The 15,020-nt window shown below is 71.0% G+C and carries 15 protein-coding genes; 4 read left to right on the top strand and 11 right to left on the bottom strand.

Annotation, left to right across the window (positions count from 1 at the left end):
* Window positions 1–15: 15 nt before the first annotated feature.
* The 7 genes from AB0I98_RS08065 to AB0I98_RS08035 all read right to left on the bottom strand — a co-directional run bounded on the left by AB0I98_RS08065 (window position 16) and on the right by AB0I98_RS08035 (window position 6,428).
* On the bottom strand, window positions 16–726 hold the full coding sequence (locus tag AB0I98_RS08065) for a phosphoadenylyl-sulfate reductase (protein ID WP_362936974.1): 711 nt from the start codon (window positions 724–726) through the stop codon (window positions 16–18).
* Complete coding sequence (locus AB0I98_RS08060; protein WP_362936971.1) at window positions 723–911, bottom strand: hypothetical protein; 189 nt, start codon at window positions 909–911, stop codon at window positions 723–725. The genes AB0I98_RS08065 and AB0I98_RS08060 overlap by 4 nt, the downstream gene beginning before the upstream one ends.
* Window positions 908–2,605 carry a nitrite/sulfite reductase gene (locus tag AB0I98_RS08055; RefSeq protein ID WP_362936968.1) on the bottom strand — a complete coding sequence of 566 codons (1,698 nt, stop codon included), beginning with the start codon at window positions 2,603–2,605 and terminating at the stop codon, window positions 908–910. The genes AB0I98_RS08060 and AB0I98_RS08055 overlap by 4 nt, the downstream gene beginning before the upstream one ends.
* Before the next feature lie 124 nt (window positions 2,606–2,729).
* Window positions 2,730–2,813: a putative leader peptide gene (locus tag AB0I98_RS08050; protein ID WP_310591794.1), complete on the bottom strand. Its 84-nt coding sequence runs from the start codon at window positions 2,811–2,813 to the stop codon at window positions 2,730–2,732.
* A gap of 150 nt (window positions 2,814–2,963) precedes the next feature.
* Window positions 2,964–3,536, bottom strand: a complete 573-nt coding sequence (locus AB0I98_RS08045; protein WP_362936965.1) for a GNAT family N-acetyltransferase — start codon at window positions 3,534–3,536, stop codon at window positions 2,964–2,966.
* A 123-nt stretch (window positions 3,537–3,659) separates the two neighbouring features.
* A complete protein-coding gene (locus AB0I98_RS08040; protein WP_362936962.1) occupies window positions 3,660–4,994 on the bottom strand; it encodes a hypothetical protein in 1,335 nt (444 codons plus the stop codon).
* A 153-nt stretch (window positions 4,995–5,147) separates the two neighbouring features.
* Window positions 5,148–6,428 (bottom strand): GAF domain-containing protein, encoded by a 1,281-nt coding sequence (locus tag AB0I98_RS08035; protein ID WP_362936959.1) that lies wholly within the window; start codon window positions 6,426–6,428, stop codon window positions 5,148–5,150.
* Between the two features lie 545 nt (window positions 6,429–6,973).
* Between AB0I98_RS08035 and AB0I98_RS08030 the strand changes: the two genes are divergently transcribed.
* Entirely contained in the window at window positions 6,974–7,801 is an 828-nt protein-coding gene (locus AB0I98_RS08030; RefSeq protein ID WP_362936956.1) for a hypothetical protein, read from the top strand.
* Window positions 7,802–7,877: 76 nt separating this feature from the next.
* Here AB0I98_RS08030 and AB0I98_RS08025 read toward each other — a convergent pair whose 3' ends face one another.
* A complete protein-coding gene (locus AB0I98_RS08025) occupies window positions 7,878–9,509 on the bottom strand; it encodes an acyl-CoA dehydrogenase family protein (RefSeq protein WP_362936953.1) in 1,632 nt (543 codons plus the stop codon).
* A gap of 133 nt (window positions 9,510–9,642) precedes the next feature.
* Here AB0I98_RS08025 and AB0I98_RS08020 point away from each other — a divergent pair, with 133 nt between their 5' ends.
* The gene (locus tag AB0I98_RS08020) at window positions 9,643–10,794 is read left to right on the top strand and encodes a YihY/virulence factor BrkB family protein (protein WP_362936950.1); all 1,152 of its coding nucleotides are present in this window, start codon (window positions 9,643–9,645) and stop codon (window positions 10,792–10,794) included.
* Window positions 10,795–10,821: 27 nt separating this feature from the next.
* On the opposite strand, the gene AB0I98_RS08015 is transcribed toward AB0I98_RS08020, so the two are convergent.
* The gene (locus AB0I98_RS08015; RefSeq protein WP_362936947.1) at window positions 10,822–11,658 is read right to left on the bottom strand and encodes an NmrA family NAD(P)-binding protein; all 837 of its coding nucleotides are present in this window, start codon (window positions 11,656–11,658) and stop codon (window positions 10,822–10,824) included.
* Between the two features lie 80 nt (window positions 11,659–11,738).
* On the opposite strand from AB0I98_RS08015, the gene AB0I98_RS08010 reads away from it, so the two are divergent.
* Both AB0I98_RS08010 and AB0I98_RS08005 read left to right on the top strand, forming a co-directional pair.
* Entirely contained in the window at window positions 11,739–12,674 is a 936-nt protein-coding gene (locus tag AB0I98_RS08010; RefSeq protein ID WP_362936944.1) for an AraC family transcriptional regulator, read from the top strand.
* Window positions 12,675–12,721: 47 nt separating this feature from the next.
* Window positions 12,722–13,405: a helix-turn-helix transcriptional regulator gene (locus AB0I98_RS08005; RefSeq protein ID WP_362936941.1), complete on the top strand. Its 684-nt coding sequence runs from the start codon at window positions 12,722–12,724 to the stop codon at window positions 13,403–13,405.
* Between the two features lie 87 nt (window positions 13,406–13,492).
* Here AB0I98_RS08005 and AB0I98_RS08000 read toward each other — a convergent pair whose 3' ends face one another.
* Both AB0I98_RS08000 and AB0I98_RS07995 read right to left on the bottom strand, forming a co-directional pair.
* Window positions 13,493–13,903, bottom strand: coding sequence for a VOC family protein (locus tag AB0I98_RS08000; protein ID WP_362936938.1), 411 nt, complete (start codon window positions 13,901–13,903; stop codon window positions 13,493–13,495).
* Between the two features lie 65 nt (window positions 13,904–13,968).
* A complete protein-coding gene (locus AB0I98_RS07995; protein WP_362936935.1) occupies window positions 13,969–14,985 on the bottom strand; it encodes a DUF5954 family protein in 1,017 nt (338 codons plus the stop codon).
* Window positions 14,986–15,020 lie beyond the last annotated feature (35 nt).

Here is a 15,020-nt window from a genome sequence, read left to right as displayed (position 1 = left end):
GGGTCGGGTTGATGGTCACAGGTGCAGCCCGCACTCGGTCTTGGCGCGGCCCGCCCAGCGGCCGGCGCGTGCGTCCTCGCCCTCCAGAACGCGGCGGGTGCAGGGGGCGCAGCCGACGGAGGAGTAGCCGTCCATCAGCAGCGGGTTGGTCAGAACGCCGTGTTCGGCGACATAGGCGTCGACGTCGTCCTGACTCCAGCGGGCGATCGGCGAGATCTTGACCTTCTGGCGCTTCTCGTCCCAGCCGACGACGGGGGTGTCGGCGCGGCTCTCGGACTCGTCGCGGCGCAGTCCGGTCGCCCAGGCCGCGTAGTCCTTGAGGCCTTCCTCCAGCGGCTGGACCTTGCGCAGCTTGCAGCACAGGTCGGGGTCGCGGTCGTGCAGCTTCGGGCCGTACTGGGCGTCCTGCTCCGCGACCGTCTGACGCGGGGTCAGCGTGATGACGTTGACGTCCATCACCGCCTCCACCGCGTCCCTGGTCCCGATCGTCTCCGGGAAGTGATAGCCGGTGTCGAGGAACACCACGTCAACACCGGGCAATGCACGGGAGGCGAGGTGCGCGACGACCGCGTCCTCCATGGAAGAGGTAACGCAGAAACGGTTCCCGAAGGTGCGGGCGGCCCACTGGAGAATCTCCAGCGCCGAGGCGTCCTCCAGGTCACGGCCCGCCTGCTCGGCGAGCGCCTTGAGATCGTCGGTCGTGCGCTCTTCCTGAACGGTGTTCATATCTGTTTGCCCCCTGCGTCGGTCGGTCGAAGACCCCGGGTCAGCAGCCCGAGGAACTTCAACTGGAATGCGCGGTTGCACGCCGCGCATTCCCACGCGCCGTGACTGCCTTCCGAGGCTTCACTCGGCCGAAGGTCCTCGTCGCCGCAGTAGGGGCAGTAGAAGGGGGCCGCGCGCTCGCTCATGAGAGGGACTCCTCACTGGCCCGCGAGGCCCAGGCGGCGAACCGCTCGCCCTCCTCGCGCTCCGCCTCGAAACGCTTGAGCACACGCTCCACGTAGTCCGGCAGCTCGTCCGACGTCACCTTCAGACCGCGCACCTTGCGGCCGAAGCCGGCCTCCAGACCGAGCGCGCCGCCCAAGTGCACCTGGAAGCCCTCGACCTGCTCACCCTGGTCGTTGAGGACCAGCTGCCCCTTGAGACCGATGTCCGCCACCTGGATACGGGCGCAGGCGTTCGGGCAGCCGTTGATGTTGATGGTGATCGGCTCGTCGAAGTCCGGGATACGGCGCTCCAGTTCGTCGATCAGCGCGGAGCCGCGCGCCTTGGTCTCGACGATGGCGAGCTTGCAGTACTCGATGCCGGTGCAGGCCATGGTGCCGCGCCGGAACGGCGAGGGCTTCACCGTGAGGTCCAGCGCCTGCAGGCCCTCGACCAGCGACTCGACCTGCTCCTCGGCGACATCGAGGACGAGCATCTTCTGCTCGGCGGTGGTCCGCACCCGGCCCGAGCCGTGGGCCTCGGCCAGCTCGGCGATCTTCGTGAGGGTGGTGCCGTCCACGCGGCCCACGCGCGGGGCGAAACCGACGTAGAAACGGCCGTCCTTCTGCCGGTGCACACCGACGTGGTCGCGCCAGCGCTCCACGGGCTGGGCGGGCGCCGGGCCGTCGATCAGCTTGCGCTTCAGGTACTCGTCCTCCAGGACCTGGCGGAACTTCTCCACGCCCCAGTCGGCGAGCAGGAACTTCAGCCGGGCGCGGGTGCGCAGCCGCCGGTAGCCGTAGTCGCGGAAGATCGAGACGACGCCCTCGTAGACGTCCGGGACCTCGTCGAGCGGGACCCAGGCGCCGAGGCGCTGGCCGATCTTCGGGTTGGTGGACAGCCCGCCGCCGACCCAGACGTCGAAGCCGGGGCCGTGTTCGGGGTGGTTGACGCCGACGAAGGCGATGTCGTTGATCTCGTGCGCCACGTCGAGGAGCGGCGAGCCGGAGACCGCGGACTTGAACTTGCGGGGCAGGTTCGAGAAGTCCTTGTTGCCGACGATCCGGCGGTGGATCTCCTCGATCGCCGGGGTGCCGTCGATGATCTCGTCCTCGGCGATACCGGCGACGGGCGAACCGAGGATCACACGGGGCGTGTCACCGCAGGCCTCGGTGGTGGACAGGCCGACCGACTCCAGCCGCTCCCAGATCTCCGGCACGTCCTCGATCCGGATCCAGTGGTACTGGACGTTCTGCCGGTCGGTGATGTCGGCGGTGCCCCGCGCGAACTCCTGCGAGATCTCACCGACCACCCGCAGCTGCTCGGTGGTGAGCCGGCCGCCGTCGATGCGGACGCGCAGCATGAAGTACTCGTCGTCCAGCTCCTCCGGCTCCAGGATCGCGGTCTTGCCGCCGTCGATCCCGGGCTTGCGCTGGGTGTACAGGCCCCACCAGCGCATCCGGCCGCGCAGGTCGTTGGGGTCGATCGAGTCGAAGCCGCGCTTGGAGTAGATCGTCTCAATGCGTGTCCGCACATTGAGACCGTCGTCGTCCTTCTTGAACTGTTCGTTGCCGTTGAGCGGGGTGAAGTGCCCCGCGGCCCACTGGCCCTCACCGCGGTGACGGCTCACCTTGCGGCGGGGAGTCGCGGCGGCAGGGTTCTCCGGGGTGGCGGCCATGGTGGTTCGTCCTTCGGGACAGGCGGGAAGCGGCTCTGACCTGCGCGTACGGCGCATGGGCATACGTGCGCGACATTGCGCGGAAAATCGGATGGAACTGGGGGATGTCGGCGCGGCTGGGCTCTCAGCGGGCCGGACAGATGGCGCTGGACATGCGGCCGAGGTCGACGTGCCGCCGACTCACCAAGGCAATTCCAGTTCCAGACATGACGGAAGCGTGTCACGGCGATCTGGACACAGTCCAGCTTCGTCCATCATGCGGACGCCCTTGTCCCGCATCGTGGGACAAGGGTGTCGTCGGTCACATGGCCCGAAACAGCCGGTGTCTGCCCAGGCCAGACAGGGTAAGCCGAAGCCCTCAGGCGGGGTGCGCCCCAGGCCAGGGGCCCGGTGCGGCCACCTTCGGCTCCTCCTCGACCTTGGTGTCGAAGAGCTTGAAGCCCCGGCGCTGATAGTTGTCCATCGCGAACTCGCCGTCCTTGCTGCAAGTGTGCAGCCACACCCGCTTCGTCGGCGCCCGCCCGGGCCAGCGGTCCGCGAGATCCCACGCGCGGGCGGTGCCGTACGACAGCAGATACCCGCCGATCCGCCGTCCGCGGAAGGCCGGGAGCAGCCCGAAGTGCTCGATCTCGACGACCCCGTCGTCCTGCGGGATCAGCTCCACGTACCCCGCCGGCGTGCCCCGGTCGTAGGCGACCCAGGTCTCCACACCCGGCCGGTCCAGGTGCTCCTGCCACTGCGCGTACGTCCAGCTGAGCAGGTCGGTCCAGCGGATGTCCCCGCCGACGGACGTGTACAGGAAGCGGCTGAACTCGGGGGAGGGGACTTCGGCGCGGACGACTTTCATGTCGCCCTCGGGCGCGGCGGCGGGGAGGAGGTCGGCCGGGTCGGTCTGCTCCAGGGACCAGGTGGTCACGGGGATGTTCGTCATGACCGCCAGGGAATCATCCGGGTGAGGGGTCTGTCGATCGGCTGCGGGTTCGTTGTGGCTGGTCGCGCAGTTCCCCGCGCCCCTTCGGGGCGCTTCAGCTGGGGCGCCTCAGAAGGAGGCGCTTCAGCCTAGCGATCTGTCCACCGAGGCCAGCGGCAGTGCGAACAGTACCCGGCCCGATTGCGACCAGACTTCCCCCAGTGCCTCCCAGTAGGAGAGGGACGCGGTGCTCGCGCTCCAGCAGCGGTGGGTCTCGTCGGTCCCGCACTCCGTGGCCCGGGCGTCTTCGCCGTTCTGTCGCCACAGCGTGCCGCGCCCGGCTCCCGTACCGGCCAGGTACCAGTCGGCGCGGGTGGCGCCGACCTCCTGGTGGGAGAGGACGCCCCCTATGCCGGGCGTCTTCGTCCGGTACGCCTCGTCCGCGCGTACGCGCCCGGCCGGGTCGGTGGCGAGCAGGCCGGTGCGGTCGGGGTCGGTGCTGAAGGAGTAGCGCCACAGGCGGGTGGGCCGGTCGCCGTCCGGGCCGGCCCGTTCGCTCACGGCCAGGCTGTCGGGCGTGGAGCTGCGGTCGAGGGAGATGCCGCCGAGGCAGGGCACGCCGGTGTCCGAGGCCGGGTCGCAGGCCCCGCCGGTCAGGCGGTACGAGGCGACGGCGGGCAGCACCCACGGGTTGCCGTGCGCCGACGAGCCGCCGCGCACCCGGCCGACCGCGGCACTGGTGACGGTGGCGCGCTGGACGCGGTCCATGTCGTACACATACAGCGCGGTGCCGTCCCCGCCGTCCGCGGTGACCAGCAGCTTGTCCTGGTACCAGACCATGCCGGACACCCGCGAGCCGAGGGCGCGGTAGTCACGTCCGTCGTCGACCGGCACGGCGAGCAGCGCCCAGGTGTAACTGAGCCGGCCGAGGTCGTTCGCGTCGACGAAGGCGACCCGGGCGAGACCCTGGGCGCCGGCCGCGCTCGCGCCTGAGGCGTCGGATCCGCTCCAGCCGGAGAGGATCGCCCGGTTCCCGCCCCACCAGCCGTCGTCGTCGGCGTCCCCGGAGGAGGTGACCGCACCGGGCTGCCAGCCCAGGGTGTCGGCCTCGTCCCAGCAGTACGCGCGCGTGGCCGTCGGTTCGACGGGCAGTGCCGTGCGCTCGGCGGCCGTGCAGCCCGAGGCCGTGCGCAGGGTGTGGTCGGCGCTGTCGAGGACGGTTCCGACACCGACGGGCTTGCCCATCTCGTCGGCGAGCCGGTCGAGCGTGCGCGCGGGCACGAGGTCTTCCTGGAGCCGGAGCGGGTCGATGTCCGCGGCGGAGGCGAGCGGCTTCAGCGCTCCGGTCTCCTTGCCGACGTTGGCCTGCGAGGCGCTGACAATGGTGGCGGCCGCGGTCAGCGCGAGGGCGGTTCCGGCGAGGGCGGCGCGCAGCGCCCTGCCCCGATTGCGTCGGCGGTGTCGGCCGCGACTCATCATCCAACCTCCAGACGCGAGCCAACTGCGCCTGTTGGTCCTTGCGTTGACCGAGGAGCAGGTGGGGTGTGGCCCGTACAGGGATGCTACGGCAGTCCGTGGCCGCCCATGATGAAGACCCTGCAATTATGCGGAAGATGCCACCTCTTGTCCCCCTCAGGGCACATGAATCGACATCCGTCCCTTGGCCACCGCCGGAGCCGTGGAGTGCGGCAGCACCGCATGCGGGTCGTCCGGCAGCACGATGTCGACCTCGGCGTCCTCGCGGAAGCGGTAGGGGCGGTGCTCCAGGAATCCGCCGAGATAGCGGCGTACCCGCGACATCTCGGCGCGCACCGTCACCGTGCGGCCCGGATCGCCGAACAGGTCCTCGGCCAGCCCGGCCGCGCTGCGGCCGGTGCGGTGCAGGGCCAGCAGGTAGAGCAACTCGGCATGCCGGGGGCTCAGTTCATGGGTCCAGGAGCCCGCGCCGCCCGACGCCGTCACCGTCACCGACCAGCGGCGCGGCTGCGTCAGATCCAGCGCGATCCGAGCGCCGCCGTGCGCCACCGGCTCGTCGTCGGCCCGCACCAGCCAGCCCTCGGCCAGCGGCTCCACCGAGCAGAAGCCCAGCGCGGGCATCCACCGGCGGCCCGGCGACAGGGACTTGGGCAGCGCGATCCGGTCCGTGTACGGCATCCCCGTCACCGCCGCCGTCCAGCCGTCCCGGTCCACCACCAGGGCCCGGCCGGCGATCCGGGCCAGCGCCGGCGCCCCGACCGCGCGCAGCCGCTCCAGTGACACCAGGTGCAGTTCGCGCAGCCTGGCCTCGGCGAGCTTGGCCACCGAGTCGACCCAGGCGAGCGTGGCCGGATGCATGGTCTCCAAGGGGCCGCTCAGGTCGACGACTCCGATCGGGCGGCCGTCCCTGGGGTCGGTGATCGGGGCGCCCGTGCACGTCCAGGAGGCGTGGGACCGTACGAAGTGCTCCGCGGCGAAGACCTGTACGGGCCGGCGCACCACCGCCGCTGTGCCCACGCCGTTGGTGCCGACGACGTCCTCGCGCCAGTCGGCGCCGAGTTCGAAGCCGAGCCCGTCGGCCTTGCGGAGCACCGGCGAAGACCCCTCGCGCCACAGCACCCTGCCCTCGGCGTCCGCGACCACCATGATGTGGTGCGCGACGTCCGCGACCGACAACAGCCCTTCCCGCAGCACCGGCAGCACATGTCTGAGCGGCGAGTCCTCCCGGCGCCGCTGGATCTCCTCGGTGTTCAGCAGCCCGGACCTGAAGTCGTGGTCCGGGTCGACACCGCTGCGCAGCATGCGTCCCCACGACTCCCCGATCACCGGGCGCGGAGGCAGACGGGTGCGCTGCCCGGCGAGGGTCGCGTCCCGGACCTCGCTGAGTACCCGCGCCGCCTGCGCCGCGTCGACGGCGGCGAGTTGCGTCACGTTCATCGGCGAGTTCGCCTCCGGTCCCTTGTTGAATGTTCGTCTTTATAGTGCCGTTCGCGGCGAGCGGAGGGACACCCTCCGCACACAGACGCCAACAAGTTGCAACCCCTTGCAACCCTGGTGGTCTGCGCGCGGCCTGACTGAAACTTGAGCAGCGCGTCGCTTTCGGGCGGCGTTCGTGGCCTCGAATGGGCCAATGGCGGGGGTGGTGCCGTGTCGGCGCAGCACCACCCCCGCCTCCGGCGGTTGGGCCGGGTTTCGCGGCGGCGGGTGGGCCTGCTGTGCGTTGGCGTCTGCGGGTTCGTTGTGGCTGGTCGCGCCCACGCGGCGGAGCCGCATATAGATACAGCCCCGCGCCCCTTAGGTGGGACAGCGCGGCCGGCGAGGTCAGGCCGGGGTTCAAGGTGTGGGGCAAACGACCGGCACACTCAGTGACCGGGCCGGGCTACTGTGCCCGTCGTGCAGGGCTGACACCGGCCATGTCGCCACACGAGTCGGCTGTCGTCACACAGTTGCCTCGGTAACCACAGAGATGAATCGGGGAATCTGTGCGCATCATCGCCACAACGCGAAGGACCAGGAAGAACCTGGCGGCCTTCGCCGTGACCGCCGCTCTCGTCGGCGCGGGGACCGTCGCCGGCGCCTCCAGCGCCTCGGCCGCCACCACCTGGCAGGCGATGGACAAGGTCTGCAAGTCGTACACCGCCCTCGACGGCGTTACTCAGAAGGGGCAGATCTGCGCCGAGGTGCAGAAGCGCGTCACCGACTCCGGCTCGGTCACCGGCTGGAGGGGAAGGGTGATCCTCTCTCCCCTCAACGGCTATGGGATGAAGCCGACCACCTATCACTGGTCCACCGGCGAGCCCCTCGCCCAGGTCTGCGCGGGCGGCTGCACCATGAAGACCGCCGCGTGGACCTCCGCCTGGTCCCCTGTCCAGACCCTCAACTCCGGGCCGTACAAGGTACGGGGCGAGTTCAACGACGGCAGTGTCTGGGACCTCCACGCCTCCTGGAGCAGGTGGAGCACGGGGGCCGAGAAGTGCGCCACGTACGCGGCCGGCAAGGTGTGCGTGCAGTACCAGTCACGCGGCTACCGCGAGATCCACCAGGAGCGCAGCCGCCTCACCTACACGCCGGCCAGCGGCGGCTACATAATCCCGCGGTCGATCAAGATCGGATCCATCATCGACGGCGTCAGCACGTCCAAGACCCTCGATCTCTGCGACCCGTCGTGCACCAAGCGGACGAGCGCCTACTCCGCGACGGTGACCCGGACCACGCCCAACCCCGTCGGCACCACCGAGTACTACGCCACCGGCACCTTCAAACGGCCCAGCGGCACGACGTCGACCCTGAAGGCAGCGATCACCGACTGACCCGGCACAACCGCTCACCCCGAAGGCCCGGTCCACGCGGACCGGGCCTTCCGGAGTGAGCGCCCGGCCTGCGAGGTCAGGCCGGGCGGGCTCGCTCGACGACTGACGCCAGGTCCAAGGTTGGCGGCAGTGTGCCGAAAGCCGCTCCGCCGTCTGTGCCCAGGCGGGACGCGCAGAAGGCGTCCGCGACTTCCGGTGGGGCGTAGCGGACCAGCAGGGAGCCCTGGAGGACCAGGGCCAGGCGTTCGGTGAGGCGGCGGGCCCTTGCCTCGATGCCGCCCATGTCGGCCAGGTCGGTCAGGAGGTCTTTGATCGCTGCGTCCAGGCGGTGGTCGGCTCCGCGTGCTTGGCCGACCTCCTGGAGGTAGGCGTTGAGGGCGTGGGGCTCGCGGCGCAGGGCGCGGAGGACGTCGAGGGCCTGGACGTTGCCGGCGCCCTCCCAGATCGAGTTGAGGGGTGACTCGCGTACCAGCCGCGGCAGGCCCGATTCCTCGACGTAACCGTTTCCGCCCAGGCACTCGGCAGCCTCCACCGTCACCGGCGTACAGCGTTTCGTCACCCAGTACTTGGCGGCAGGCACCGCCAACCGCAGCAGTGCCTGCTCCTGTTCGCCGCCGTCGTCGTAGGCGGCTGCGAGCCGGAGCGCGAGGGTGGTCGCCGCCTCCGACTCCAGGGCAAGATCGGCCAGTACGTTGCGCATGAGCGGCTTGTCGAGGAGCTTCCCGCCGAACGCCTCGCGGTGGGTGCAGTGATGCACCGCCTGTACGACGGCCTGCCGCATCAGGCCCGCCGAGCCGAGCACGCAGTCGAGCCGGGTCGCGGCCACCATGTCGATGATGGTGCGCACTCCGCGCCCCTCGTCGCCGACCCGGCGTGCCCAGGTCCCGTCGAACTCGACCTCGCTGGAGGCGTTCGACCGGTTGCCCAGCTTGTCCTTGAGGCGCTGGAGGAGAAACACATTGCGGGTGCCGTCTTCCAGCACGCGGGGTACGAGGAAGCAGGTCAGGCCCTCCGGGGCCTGCGCCAGCACCAGGAAACCGTCGGACATCGGTGCCGAGCAGAACCACTTGTGCCCGGTCAGCGCATACGTCCCGTCCTCGGCCAGCGGCACGGCGGACGTCGTGTTCGCGCGTACGTCGCTGCCGCCCTGCTTCTCCGTCATGCCCATCCCGAACAGCGCCCCGGCCTTCAACGGCGCCGGGCGCAGCTCACGGTCGTAGATCATGGACGTCAGCCGCGGCTCCCACTCGGCGGCCAGTGCCGGGTCGGTGCGCAGTGCGGGCACCGCCGCGTGGGTCATGGACAGCGGGCAGCAGTTGCCGGCGTCGACCTGCGTCCACACGAGGAACGCCGCCGCCCGCCGCAGATGTCCGCCGGGCCGGCCCCAGGCCGCGGTCAGGCCCGCCGAGACGCCCTTGCCGAGCAGCCGGTGCCAGGCGGGATGGAAGTCGACCTCGTCGATTCGACGGCCGTAGCGGTCATGGGTGCGCAGCCGGGGCGGATACTCGTTCGCCTGGACGCCCCACTCCTGCACCTGCGCCGAGCCGGAGGTGCGGCCGAGCGCCGCCAGCTCGCCGCGGACCTCGTCGAGGAGGGCGGGGTCGAGGTGCCGTTCGACGGCCTCGGTCAGGGCCCTGTCGGCGCTGTAGACGTCGTATCCGACCAGCGGTGGGGTCTGGTTGGTCACGGTATGGGTATTGCCGGACATGTCTGCGAACCTACCCCTCGGTACGGCGCAGGTCACCACACTGGCACGCCACGCCTCACATGGGACGGAAGCGGTGACCCGGCCGCGCCACCGGGGGATGAGCCGAGCCTCCCGCGGCGGATACCTTTAGTTCGTGCAGCCAGCAAGTGAATCCCCCGAGACGCCCCCCTCAGGCCGTCTCCACCGGGCTCGTGCCCTCTACCGGAACGTCTCCAAGCGCCGGACCGCCTGGCTGTTGCTCAAGGACACCGTCAACTCGTGCATCGAGTACCGGATCCTGGGTCTCGCGGCGGAGGCGGCGTTCTTCACGCTGCTTTCCGTCCCCCCGCTGCTGCTGAGCATGATCGGACTGCTCGGCTACGTCGACGACTGGACCGGTACCGACACCATCAGCAGCCTGGAGACGAACCTCCTGGAGGCCTCCCGCACGGTCCTGTCGGACAAGGGGGTCTCGGAGATCGCCCAGCCGATCCTGGACGACGTGATGAAGGGCGGCCGACCCGACGTCATCTCCATAGGGTTCCTGTTCGCGCTGTGGTCGGGATCGCGCGCGGTCAACGTCTTCATAGACACGATCACCGTGATGTACGGCCTCGACGGCGTCCGCGGCATCGTCAAGACACGGCTGGTCGCCTTCGTGCTCTTCCTGGTGGCCCTGGTGATCGGCTCGGTCGCGCTGCCGCTGATGGTGGCGGGGCCGGACGCGGTGCTGAACATCCTGCCGTGGTCGGAGACCCTTGTGCAGGTGCTGTACTGGCCCGTCGTCATGGTGCTGTCCATCGCGTTCCTGACGACGCTGTACCACGTGTCCGTGCCGGTGCGCTCGCCGTGGATCGAGGACGTGCCGGGCGCCCTGGTGGCCCTCGGGATGTGGGTGCTGGGCAGCTTCCTGCTGCGGATCTACCTCACCAACACGGTCGAGGGCGCCACCATCTACGGCTCGCTGGCCGCCGCCGTCGCCGTGATGCTGTGGATCGGCGTGTCCGCCTTCGCCGTCCTCGTCGGGGCCGCCGTCAACGCCGCCATCGACCGGGTCTGGCCGGCCGCCGCCACCGCCGCGGCCCGCGCCGCCAACGAGCGGATGCGCGAGGCCCAGGTCGCCGAGTACGTCGCCCGCGCCGCCGCCCACCGCGGCGACACCGACCCCGACGACCCGGACATGCCGTCCGAGTTCCCCGAACGCTGGTCCCGCTTCCTCCCCCCGGAAGACGTCACATCACGCCTGCGCACCCACGCGAAGAGCGCGCCGAAGGGGGAGGAGGCGGGGACGCCGGAGGGGCAGTGAGGTCCGCTGAGGTCCTCTCGGCCCCGGTCAGCGTTTCCAGGCCCCGGCCGCCGCTGATTCCCGTACGAACTCCGCGAAGTCCCGCGGCTCCCGCCCCAGCACCTGCCGCACCCCGTCCGTGACATGGGCGTTGCGCCCGTCCAGCAGCCCCTCGAAGACCTCCACCAGGAAGTCCGCCTCCTCGGCCGGGACACCGAAGCCGGTCAGGAACTCCCCGTACGCCCGCGCCGGAACCGGCGTGTACCTCAGCTCGATCCCGGTGGCCGCGGCGATCTCCGCCACCGCCTCCCGGAAGCTCAGCAGCCGCGGCCCGGTCAGCTCCAGCGTCCGCCCCACATACCGCTCCCCGGACGTCAGCACGGCCGCGACCACGTCCCCGATGTCCCGCACGTCCAGGAAAGGCTCGGGCACCTCACCGGCCGGGAAGACAAACTCGCCCGTCTGCACCAGCCCCTCCGCGAGCAGCCCCTCGCTGAAGTTCTGCGCGAACCACGTGCACCGCAGGATCGTCCAGTCCGCCCCGGACGACGTCAGCGCCTCCTCGGTCGCCCGTGCCTGATCCTCGCCGCGCGCCGACAGCAGCACCAGGTGCCGTACGCCGAGCCCCACCGCCTCCCGGGCGAGCGCGCCGATGCCCTCGGCCGCCGCCGGGGAGCCGACGTCGGACGGGTACATCAGATACGCCGCGTCGGCGTCGCGCAGGGTGTCCGCCCACGTCGTCGGGTCCTCCCAGTCGAAACCCCGGGCGCGCGAGGCCGCGCGCACGCTCAGGCCGGCGCCCCGCAGGGAGTCGGCGACCCGGCTGCCGGTCCGCCCGGAGGCGCCGGTCACCACAACCGTCATGTTCCGCGTGTTCTCCGTCATGCCTCCAGTCAACGGCCGCGCGCCCCAACAGCCCATCGCTGAACGGCTCATTCCCATACGAGCGCGTCTACGCTGGCCCCATGGACGCTCTCGCAGGCCTTCTCGAGGGTCCACGCGCGCGTGGCGCCTTCATGATCCGTGCGTGCTTCGAGCCGCCGTGGGCGATTCGCATCGAGGACCGCGCCCCGCTCACGGTGATGCTGATGGTCCGCGGCGCCGCCTGGATCCTGCCGGACACGGGGGAGAGGCTGCGGCTGACGCCCGGCGACCTGGCGATCGCCCGCGGCCCGGACCCCTACACCTGCGCCGACGACCCCGGCACCGCCCCGCAGGCTCTCATCCTGCCGGGCCAGGAGTGCCGCTACCCCGACGGCCGCGCGCTGAACGGCTCGATGGACCTCGGCGTCCGCACCTGGGGCGACCGGCTCGACGGCTCCGCGGTGATGCTGATCGGCACCTACCCGATGCAGGGCGAGATCAGCGGCCGGTTGCTGGACGCGCTGCCGCCGCTGATCACCCTCACCTCCGACGTGTGGCAGTGCCCGCTCACTCCGCTGCTCATGGAGGAGATCGTCCGCGACGAACCGGGCCAGGAGGTCGTCCTGGACCGGCTTCTCGACCTGCTGGTCATCGCCGCGCTGCGGGCCTGGTTCGCCCGCCCCGACGCGGAGGCCCCCGCCTGGTACCGGGCCCTGGCCGACCCCGTCGTCGGCCGCGTCCTGCGTCTCGTCCAGGACGACCCGGCCCACCCCTGGACGGTCGCCTCCCTCGCCGCCAAGGCCGGCGTCTCCCGGGCCGCCCTCGCCCGCCGCTTCACCGACCTCGTGGGCGAGCCCCCGATGTCCTACCTCACCGGCTGGCGCCTCGCCCTCGCCGCCGACCGCCTCCGCACCACCGACGACACCATCGCCGCCATCGCCCGCCACGTCGGCTACGGCAGCGCGTTCGCCCTGTCCAGCGCCTTCAAGCGGGTGTACGGCGTCAGTCCGCAGGAGCATCGGACGCGGGTGGGGTAGGACGACGCGAGTGCCCTTGCCGCGGGCGCCGTCGTAGCCTTTCGTACGTGTACACCGAGCGGGCGTCCAGGCTGCCGGGCGCGGTCGTGTGGCGCCGGACCATCGACGACCCCGTCGTCCGGCCCGTACTGCCCGACGGCTGCATGGACCTGCTCTGGAACGAGGGCCGGCTGCTCGTCGCGGGACCCGACACCCAGGCATACGTTCCCCAGGGCGGCCCGCGCCACTGGGCGGGCGTCCGCTTCTATCCCGGCACCGCGCCCGCGTTCCTCGGCGTACCCGCACACGAACTGCGCGACCGGCGCGTGGAGTTGGCCGATCTGTGGCCCGCCGCGGAGGTACGACGCCTGCGCGGCCGTATCGAGGCGGCCGCGGACCCTGTGACCGCGCTGGAGGACGTGGCGCTGGAGCGGGCCGCCGACACCGAGCCGCCCGACCCCTTGCTGCTGCGGGTCGTCGCGGCACTCGACACGGGCCGCCCGGTCGCCGCCACGGCGGACGAACTCGGGCTCGGCGCCCGCCAGTTGCACCGCCGCGCTTTGGTCGCCTTCGGCTACGGCCCCAAGACGCTTGCCCGGGTCCTGCGCCTGCAACGCGCCTTGGCGCTGGCGCGCGATGGCCTGCCCCTCTCTGAGACGGCGGTACGGGCGGGCTTTGCCGACCAGGCACATCTCGCGCGGGATGTACGGGAGTTGGCGGGCATGCGGCTTACGGAGCTACTGGGACGTTAAGCGCTCTGCTGGAAGCCCGGTGCATTGTCTGCGGGTGCGTTGTGGCTGGTCGCGCAGTTCCCCGCGCCCCTTTGGGGCGCGTTGAAGTCAGCTCACTTCACCAGGGCCGCCTATCGGGGCGAACAGATCCACCCCGTGGCCGTCCGGGTCATGCACCACCGCATACCGCTGGCCCCATTCGGCGTCCCACGGCTTGTGTCCGCCCTGGTATCCGGCGGCTACCAGGTCCTCGTACACCCGGTCCACCTCACCCGGGCTGTCGCAGAGCAGCGCCAGTGAATGCCGGCCGCCACCGGCCGGAGGCTGCCACCCGGCGACGATCGAGCGGACCATCTCCTCGGTGTCCAGCATCAGGCGTAGTCCGCCGGGCAGTTGGGCCTCGGCGTGCGGTTCGTTCTCGGCCCCCTCGGGGAAGGCGAAGCCGACTCGGCGGTAGAAGGCGACAGAGGCGGCCATGTCGGCGACGATCAGGCCGATCGCATCGAATCGTGGAGTCATGCGGCCACCGTAGGCAGCGCAGCGGCGGTGGGTCTTGAAGGAATCGGACACCTGCGTTCTGAATGTCACTCATGGGTGAGGCTGCCGTCCAAGGGGTCCATCCTCGGGTGCATCTTCATCGGCCCGTACTCATCGACGTCCGAGGGCCGCGGCGTCTCCGGCCCGTCGGGCCCCGTGCGGAGCAGACGCTCTACCCGGCAGATCCGGAAGACCTGGCCGTCCACCTCGAACTCGTCGGCGTGGCCGAGCGCCCGGTACTCCTCGGCCGCCCGTGCGTACCGGGCCTTCTTGGTGTCGTCGAACTGGTACAGCATGGCCCAGATCTCGGCCATCCCGTCATAGAGCACGCGCCGGGCATCATGCGGCGTGGGCTGGAGCGTACTGCGCGGACGCCAGCCGTCACCGCCGCGCTCGACCACACCGAAACCGGTGGGCAGCAGCACGAGTTCGGGATGCGTGGCGACCGCCCGCTCGGAATCCGCGCGCACGTCGGCGGGGAAGCGGGAGCCCCGGTACGCGAAGTCCCGCAGCCCCAGTGTCAGCGCGCCCGCGGACGGCCCGTCCAGGTGCTCCGGATCGAGTACGAACTCCACGTCCAGGGGCGCGTGGCGGGTCTGCCGATCCCACGACCGCTCCACCGGCTCCCGGTCGGTGGGCCGGGGCGGCTCCAGACCGTCGTCCCCCATCCGCGCGAACTCGTCACCGCGCACCACCCGGTACCGCACCCCGCAGGCCGTCACCTCGTCCGCCGGCTCCCGCTCCAACACCTCCACTGCCGCCAGCAGTTCACGCCGTACGGCCGGATCGTCGGTGTCGTCCTTCGCGGTGAAGAACAGATGCGACTGCAGCCCGTCCCGCGCCACCTGCGGCATCCCGTCCACCACCGGCTTCACCACCCGCCACTGGGGCCCCACCGCCGGGTCCTGCGCCGCGATCCCGAACACCGGCCCGCGCAGGGCGATGCGGGGATACCGCACCGTGGCCTCCATCGCGTCGGCCTCCCGCACCCAGGCGGCGGGGTCGTCACGACGGACCAACTCCTCCTGGAGGGCGTCGATACGTTGCTGCCAGTCATCGGCCATAAACGCATTGTCGCGGTCGGTAGGTGTGCGCAGAG

The sequence above is a fragment of the Streptomyces sp. NPDC050211 genome (assembly GCF_040656035.1).
Taxonomy (GTDB): Bacteria; Actinomycetota; Actinomycetes; order Streptomycetales; family Streptomycetaceae; genus Streptomyces.
The sequence above is the reverse complement of the archived record's forward strand: the minus strand, read 5'-3'. Positions and strand labels throughout refer to the sequence as shown.

Coding starts and splice junctions, on each gene's coding strand:
- AB0I98_RS08065 (WP_362936974.1), bottom strand. CDS start 726: ATGAACACCGTTCAGGAAGAGCGCACGACCGACGATCTCAAGGCGCTC.
- AB0I98_RS08060 (WP_362936971.1), bottom strand. CDS start 911: ATGAGCGAGCGCGCGGCCCCCTTCTACTGCCCCTACTGCGGCGACGAG.
- AB0I98_RS08055 (WP_362936968.1), bottom strand. CDS start 2,605: ATGGCCGCCACCCCGGAGAACCCTGCCGCCGCGACTCCCCGCCGCAAG.
- AB0I98_RS08050 (WP_310591794.1), bottom strand. CDS start 2,813: ATGTCTGGAACTGGAATTGCCTTGGTGAGTCGGCGGCACGTCGACCTC.
- AB0I98_RS08045 (WP_362936965.1), bottom strand. CDS start 3,536: ATGACGAACATCCCCGTGACCACCTGGTCCCTGGAGCAGACCGACCCG.
- AB0I98_RS08040 (WP_362936962.1), bottom strand. CDS start 4,994: ATGATGAGTCGCGGCCGACACCGCCGACGCAATCGGGGCAGGGCGCTG.
- AB0I98_RS08035 (WP_362936959.1), bottom strand. CDS start 6,428: ATGAACGTGACGCAACTCGCCGCCGTCGACGCGGCGCAGGCGGCGCGG.
- AB0I98_RS08025 (WP_362936953.1), bottom strand. CDS start 9,509: ATGTCCGGCAATACCCATACCGTGACCAACCAGACCCCACCGCTGGTC.
- AB0I98_RS08015 (WP_362936947.1), bottom strand. CDS start 11,658: ATGACGGAGAACACGCGGAACATGACGGTTGTGGTGACCGGCGCCTCC.
- AB0I98_RS08010 (WP_362936944.1), top strand. CDS start 11,739: ATGGACGCTCTCGCAGGCCTTCTCGAGGGTCCACGCGCGCGTGGCGCC.
- AB0I98_RS08000 (WP_362936938.1), bottom strand. CDS start 13,903: ATGACTCCACGATTCGATGCGATCGGCCTGATCGTCGCCGACATGGCC.
- AB0I98_RS07995 (WP_362936935.1), bottom strand. CDS start 14,985: ATGGCCGATGACTGGCAGCAACGTATCGACGCCCTCCAGGAGGAGTTG.